Origin of the sequence: Pseudoalteromonas rubra (assembly GCF_005887095.1) — a bacterium.
GTDB classification, from domain to species: domain Bacteria; phylum Pseudomonadota; class Gammaproteobacteria; order Enterobacterales; family Alteromonadaceae; genus Pseudoalteromonas; species Pseudoalteromonas rubra_E.
Window position 1 is genome coordinate 21,163 of the sequence record NZ_PNCI01000056.1, and the last position, 6,494, is coordinate 27,656.

5 protein-coding genes are annotated in these 6,494 nt (G+C 47.8%); 2 read left to right on the forward strand and 3 right to left on the reverse strand.

Translation table 11 applies throughout. The features are described from left to right. Positions 1–3 precede the first annotated feature (3 nt). Together CWB99_RS20270 and CWB99_RS20275 are read right to left on the reverse strand one after the other, a co-directional pair. Positions 4–2,052, reverse strand: a complete 2,049-nt coding sequence (locus CWB99_RS20270; RefSeq protein WP_138550639.1) for a DUF1800 domain-containing protein — start codon at positions 2,050–2,052, stop codon at positions 4–6. Positions 2,053–2,125: 73 nt separating this feature from the next. Continuing rightward, positions 2,126–3,079, reverse strand: coding sequence for a GlxA family transcriptional regulator (locus CWB99_RS20275; RefSeq protein ID WP_138550640.1), 954 nt, complete (start codon positions 3,077–3,079; stop codon positions 2,126–2,128). Between the two features lie 97 nt (positions 3,080–3,176). On the opposite strand from CWB99_RS20275, the gene CWB99_RS20280 reads away from it, so the two are divergent. Together CWB99_RS20280 and CWB99_RS20285 are read left to right on the forward strand one after the other, a co-directional pair. Then, the gene (locus CWB99_RS20280) at positions 3,177–3,584 is read left to right on the forward strand and encodes an MAPEG family protein (protein WP_138550641.1); all 408 of its coding nucleotides are present in this window, start codon (positions 3,177–3,179) and stop codon (positions 3,582–3,584) included. Between the two features lie 44 nt (positions 3,585–3,628). Continuing rightward, the gene (locus tag CWB99_RS20285) at positions 3,629–4,417 is read left to right on the forward strand and encodes a metal-dependent hydrolase (RefSeq protein WP_138550642.1); all 789 of its coding nucleotides are present in this window, start codon (positions 3,629–3,631) and stop codon (positions 4,415–4,417) included. Positions 4,418–4,483: 66 nt separating this feature from the next. On the opposite strand, the gene CWB99_RS20290 is transcribed toward CWB99_RS20285, so the two are convergent. Then, the gene (locus CWB99_RS20290) at positions 4,484–5,896 is read right to left on the reverse strand and encodes a glycosyl hydrolase family 18 protein (protein ID WP_138550643.1); all 1,413 of its coding nucleotides are present in this window, start codon (positions 5,894–5,896) and stop codon (positions 4,484–4,486) included. Positions 5,897–6,494 lie beyond the last annotated feature (598 nt).

A 6,494-nucleotide genomic window follows, 5' to 3' on the forward strand; every position in this document is an offset into this window, starting at 1 on the left:
CTCCTAATACTGCACATTAAATTCAGGTGATAACGACACCATGAACAAAAGCTGCCCTACCCTGTCTGCGGCACTCTTATTACTGAAGTATTCGTCCAGCTCAATCAAGGCATTGCGAGTCGACTCTGACATATTACCGGCAAAATACAGCACGTTGTATCTGTTAAGCAAAGCGCTCAGACCGTTTAACTCCAGCAAAGTAATATCGCTGTGGCCATACAGGTAAATCGCTGATGGATTCAAGGTAGTGTGGCGCTCAGCCATTCGCCAGATAAGGTCACTATACTGTTGATTTAAAGTGCCTATCATAGCTGCATCGTTGGCAATCTGTAATTCAGGCGCAAATAACCCCTGGGCACTGAGCTCTGCTGGTTGATGATCAGGCCGGAAAAAGTTAAATACTGATGGTGATAACATCGGACCCTGACCATACCTGTCATCGAGGTTCCAGGTGAAATAGTTGCCTTCTTCGCTGTGGGCATTCAATGTGCGCCACATCTGAACACCTTTTAGCAATGGCTCCTTGATTTTACCCTGATAGGTAAGTACCGAACCATATCGCCGGGCTTCGTCATCCAAGTATATTGCGCGGACCACCGCGCTCAAATCCCCTCTAACACCGTTGCCGTTGTCATTAAACACCTCTGCTACCCGTTCAACATACTGAGCAGAGGGGTTGGAGGTGATCAAACGCTGGATCAGTTGCTTGCTGATAAAAGGGCCCACATTAGGATGGTTGAATAAGTTATCCAGCGCCATCTGCATAGACTCTTCAGGTCCAACTCCGGCAGGGATCACAACACCATTTAACAGTGTCTTTTCAAGTGCGGAGTGATATTCCGGAAATGCCTGCATAGGCAGAGAGAAGTTTCGGCTCGGGCGATTCCAGCGTGCTGAAAAAGCAAAGGTCCAGCCAGTAAATACCCGGGCAAACCCGGTGATTTCCTGCTGCGAATAAGTAGCAATGGGTTGATTACCTTCGTCCAGCTTGACAGTGCCATCCTGGTTGAGCATTTCAAGCCCAATAGTGAATAGCTGCATGACTTCACGCGCGTAGTTTTCATCAGGGCGGATATTCCGTTCAGGATCTGCTTTTTCGTTGCCCAGATGACTCAGGTAAGTCCCCATCACAGGAGACAAGGTTACGGCTTCCAGCAAACTGCGGTAGTTACCGAACGCATGCTCAAGCAACAAATCGTAGTATGCCAGCATCCCTTCCGGTTCACCTTTAAGCGCATTGTTTGCATCGGATACCACAAATATTTCACTTAAAGCGAAGGCTACTCGCTGTCTGAGCTGGTCGTCGGCATGCAAAGAGGCCTTCCACCAGGCATCTATGCGGTTGATTTGATATGGGGTATCCCTATCTGGATAGTTCTCCAGTAATGGCGAGTGATACGTTGCCGGCAAGGCCATTTGGTCAGCTAACCACTGCTCTTCACTCATGCCAGTTGCTGCATTCACTTCTTCAAGTGTCGGTCCCATCGTGCCCTGATGCAGAAGCATGGCTGCCTGTATATCAGACATTGCATTGCTGGCGTAAACCTCGATTTCTGTTGTTGTTTCAGCGCCCTGAGCATCCGTAACGGTCACAGAAAATTGATAGTTATCACCTTGAGCCTGATAGGTTTCAGGCAAGGTTACGGTGAGAATTGGGCCGGTAACATCGCCCAGCTCTACAGTAGGCCCGGTAAGTTGTTTCCAAAGGTAACTAAATGATGTGTCCTGAGGGTCTGCAACGTTTGCAGATAAAGTCAACGGCGCCCCCTTAACGATCTCGGGTTGAACAATAGAGACTTCTACCTCAGGGGGCGCATTTTGCGGCTCAGAGTCGCCGCCCCCCTCTCCCTGATCGCCAGATGGATCGACTGCACCACCAGAATTGTCATCTGAAGGCGAATCTGTGCCACCCGAGGGCTGCTGGCCGTTGTTTGCATTAGTTTTCGTATTAGATGAATTGTTATCAGTGGCACCACCACTGTCAGAGGAGCCACCACCACAGGCGACGAGAGTTGTCAGGCACAAAGCGACCAGACCAAGGTGTGCGTTCATAATTGCAGAGTCCACAATGACACTTAGTACTTTTATAACAGTAACAGAACAAAAAACATATACTAAATTACTATTATTCTCTGAACGCCCTCATACTAATCTGGAAGTGTTTCTTAAACTGTTTCGCCAGCGCTTGCGGGTCCTGGTAGCCGACCTTATACGCGATCTGCTCCTGAGAAAGAGTGGAACTGGCCAGTAGATGTTTGGATTTCTCCAGCCGTACCAGGCGAATGTAATCCATGGGCGTCATGCCAATATGTTGCTTGAAACGCCGGATCAAAGTACGCTCTGACATATACACCTCGCCTGCCAGACGTTTCAGACTCAATGCCTCGTTGAGCTTTTCATCTATCAGTGATTGTACCGCTCTGACTTGTTCATCTGAATGCCTCTGTAGTATGCTAAGTCGGATAAACTGATTTTGATTTGCTGACTTCTGCGGGATTGCCAGCCAGGAGGCTATTTGCTCCGCGACCTCTTTTCCTGCCAAATCGCTGATAAAGGTCAGGATCAGGTGTAAGTAACTGTGTGCCGCCCCGGCTGTGTAAACGTTACCACTACGAAACACTATTTCATCTGCTTTAAAGTCTATATGTGGAAAGTACTTGGCAAAAAATGGCGCTAACCACCAACTTGCGGTAACCCTGTGTTCGTTAAGCAATCCTGTTGCGGCCAGATAAGCAACACCGCAACAGCCCGCTAAATGATAGCGGCAACCCTTGAGTGTATTATCAAGCCCATTAAGCGCCTGATTTACTTGCCTGCATTGCTCCCATAAGGTATCAGGCCCGCTATACTGAGCCCCCACCCAAACAATGGCGTCGTAATCTCTTAGCTCCGTCAAAGTGGCATCACAGTGGATCGCCAACCCCTGGCTACTGGTAACCTGAAGCTCGCTACTCAGTGCTGCAATTTTCCAGGTGAAAAATTGCCTGCCCATTACCTGATTGGCCACGTTGAAGATGTCTATTACGCCAGTTAATGCGCTGGCGAATACTTTAGGAGGACACAAAAGTACAACCTGCATGTCACTTTCAACCTGAAATTAGTCAATGTTGACACAGTAACTTATCGCTTGCCTCGGATAAAGTAAAGTCAGTCTTAATTAAAGAAGGAACAACCCAATGTGGATCCATATCCCTATCTTTTTCTTAGTGTTACTTTACACCTTATTGTGGTTTACCACTGCCACCTTGCGTATTCGGGCAGTCTACCAGCGGAAAATATCTCTGGCAGACATACGCTTTATCAGCAAAGACGGCTTCCCTGAACGCATAAGGCTATTAACCAACAGCTATGACAATCAATTCCAGCTGCCAGTCTTGTTTATTTGTCTTTTACTCCTGTTGCATGTTCAGGGAATTCAAAGCCAAATTTGGTACGTTTACAGCACTATCTTTGTTGCAGCGCGATACTGGCACTGCTACGAGCACATCCTTGGGCACAATCTGAAAATGCGCACACTGGCTTTTGCCCTTGGCAGTATCACACTGTTCATTGCCTGGTTTACTCTGCTGTTCCAATCGCTTTAAGTAACCCTTTGTTTTTGGGCTAGTCATATGCTGAAAATGCTATTATGATCAGACTGATAGAGCAGCCACAGACACTTTCTGTGGCTGATGTAGTCTCCATTCATTCGGAAATATATTCAGTGGCTAATTTTGCAACTCACTTTAAAGCATCCGTGGTGGTGAGCGCCGCCGCTTCATCCGTTATACTGGCAACCAACCTAGCAGGCCTCAACGATATGCTTGTGTTATTTATCGTTGGCTCGTTAGCCGGATTACTCCCCGACCTTGATGCCGACAAATCACGCTCTTTAAACAGTTTGTTTTCAATTTTCGCGCTTTGCGCCGCAATCAGCCTGCCCCTGGCCATCGAGTTTAATTCATTGCTCACCATTTGGTTGTCTGGGATTGGCATCTATTTGCTTTTCATGTACGCCCTGAAGCCTATCTTCGAAAGCTATACCATTCACCGCGGCGCAAGCCACTCACTATTGTCTGTGATAATGTTTGCCGTCATCTCTATTAACACTCCCTTATTCTTAGGCAAAGCACTGCCTTTTTCACTGCTATGCGGTGTAATGGTCACGCTCGGCATGTTGACCCACCTGATCCTGGATGAGTGTTACGCGGTGGATATTAATAACAACGAACTGAAATCTTCGTTTGGCAGTGCACTTAAACCGATTGCAACCAGTGCTCCGCTGGCATCCACCCTTCAATTAGCCGTGGTACTGCTGGGCAGCTATTTGCTCCACCCCCATTACGAGAGCATACCTGAAGTTATCCAGCACTGGCAAAACAGGCTATCTGATCTGCCTTTACTGCCGGATCTGGACACGCTAAAACAATTTTACTAAGCACACATGAGTTCAGCAGCTGCATTAGCTGCTGAACTCTGTGATTACCGATGAATTATTGATGAATTACTGACAGCTATAACTGGGGGCCAGGCCTTTTGCAACTTCCCACTTTGCAGTGAGCAATGAAGCCGGTCCCTTGCTGTCATGAGACAACTCCCAGTTCATAATACCGCCCGCGTTTAGCTTGGCATACTCAGTTTTTGCTCGAATGGTTGGAATACCGTTGTAATAACTGTTGCTATCTGTATCCCGACAGGCGTTCGCTGGGTTTTCCTGCACCAATGTCCGATATGCCTTCCAGGTTGGGCGCGCATAAAACGACACACCTAATACTGTTTTCTCTTTGCTCAGACCACGGCTCTGCCAGTATGCAATAGAGTCTTTGGCATACTGCATCGACGCATGGTTGCCATTGTTCGCGTCGTAAGCCATCAGGTTCAGAAAATCGATATCCTGGAATACAGACTCCAGAACCCCACCGCCTGTATAGCCTAACGCAACAACCGCAGCGGTCAGGAACTTACCACGAGCACGTAACTCTACGCTTAACTCCTTCATCAACAATGCATAGTTATTAGCAGAGGTGCCAGGATCCGGATATTCCCAGTCCATATCTACACCATCCAGGTTATGCAGCTCTACAAAGGCCATTACTTCACGTACAAACGTCGCGCGACCTTGCGCTGACGCCGCAAATGTTTCGAATGCGCTGTCATCGCCACCATTCCAGCCACCTATGGCAATGCCAACTTTTACATTGTTTGCATGCGCAGAATTTACCAGCGCTGTCATTTTGTTCAAATTTTCAAGCGGCTGAAGCGTGCCATCCGCGTTAGGTAATAAGAACGAGTAATTGATATGCGTCAGTTTATCAAACTGGATATCACTGACAGCCCCCTGCCAGCTTGGGAAGTAGCCGACAATTTTAAAATTAGGATCGCCCGGCGGGAAATCATCGGCAGCGACTGTAAAGTTTACTGCGCTGGACTCCCCTCTGCCGCCTGCGGCATCGACTGCAAATACCTGTAACTGATGGCTACCTAGCCCTTGTGCTTGCCAGGGTACAGAATACGGCGCGGTATTGTCTGTCGCAATCAGCGTTCCATCGATAAAGAATTCAGCCCGCTCAATCGCAACATTCTGCGGATGAGAAACAGATGCAGCCAGATCGACCGGCGTCCCGATAATAATGCTCGCATTGTTGCTCGGAGAGGTGACTGTTACTTGCGGTACCGGATCGGTCGCATCGCAATTACCATCCTTATTCCACACAGCATAAGTCGTTGAGTTATTCGCTGGGTTTTGATTCTGAGTCCACCATTTTGCGGTATAACTCACAGACTGATAAGTAACTGAGTCCCCTTTGGTATACACATTCTGAGCTTGCCATTCAGCTAAGCTGCTACAGTCCACCGCAAGCGCGACTTCCATCGCACCAAGCAATGGCAAAGCCATTAATAAGTTTTTATATTTCATTACCTTTTCCATGTTGTATTTGCCGGCAAATGCAGGCCGCGCCGACGTTTTAAGAGTTGATGGCCTGCCCTCTCAGAGTAACAGAGCGAACAAAAATCATACAGCCAACATGTTCTACGACCTTAGTCTAAGAGCAAGCTGTAAAGGCGCATCTATGCGACAAAGTGATAGGAGGTACTTTCATTGAACACAGACCCACTTGCGTTGCAAAAAGGAGCATGTTTGAGTAGTTGTATTTGCTATACGTACAGTGTAGTTTTCCAGCGGTTGCTCCTGGCTTACCCTGTTCTACCACACCTCCAACAACTCCGTCGTCATCCCGCACGCGATGCGGGATCCATTTAAACCAGCTTTTCAGTGCTGAGTAGGTTTGCTTCGATGTATTTGTCATGCCTGCGATGTGGTCTGTTGGTAGATCCCGCATCAAGTGCGGGATGACGGTAGTGTGGACCTGTATGAATGGAGAAATACATGACACTTCGTCAGAAATCGCTCTATACATCATGAAAGCAAGGAGTATGTTTGAGCCGGCGTATTTACTACACGTAAAGTGTCGCTTTCCTGCAGCGGCTCCAGGTTTATACCATTTTGAATAATT

Coding starts and splice junctions, on each gene's coding strand:
- CWB99_RS20280 (WP_138550641.1), top strand. CDS start 3,177: ATGTGGATCCATATCCCTATCTTTTTCTTAGTGTTACTTTACACCTTA.
- CWB99_RS20290 (WP_138550643.1), bottom strand. CDS start 5,896: ATGAAATATAAAAACTTATTAATGGCTTTGCCATTGCTTGGTGCGATG.
- CWB99_RS20275 (WP_138550640.1), bottom strand. CDS start 3,079: ATGCAGGTTGTACTTTTGTGTCCTCCTAAAGTATTCGCCAGCGCATTA.
- CWB99_RS20270 (WP_138550639.1), bottom strand. CDS start 2,052: ATGAACGCACACCTTGGTCTGGTCGCTTTGTGCCTGACAACTCTCGTC.
- CWB99_RS20285 (WP_138550642.1), top strand. CDS start 3,629: ATGATCAGACTGATAGAGCAGCCACAGACACTTTCTGTGGCTGATGTA.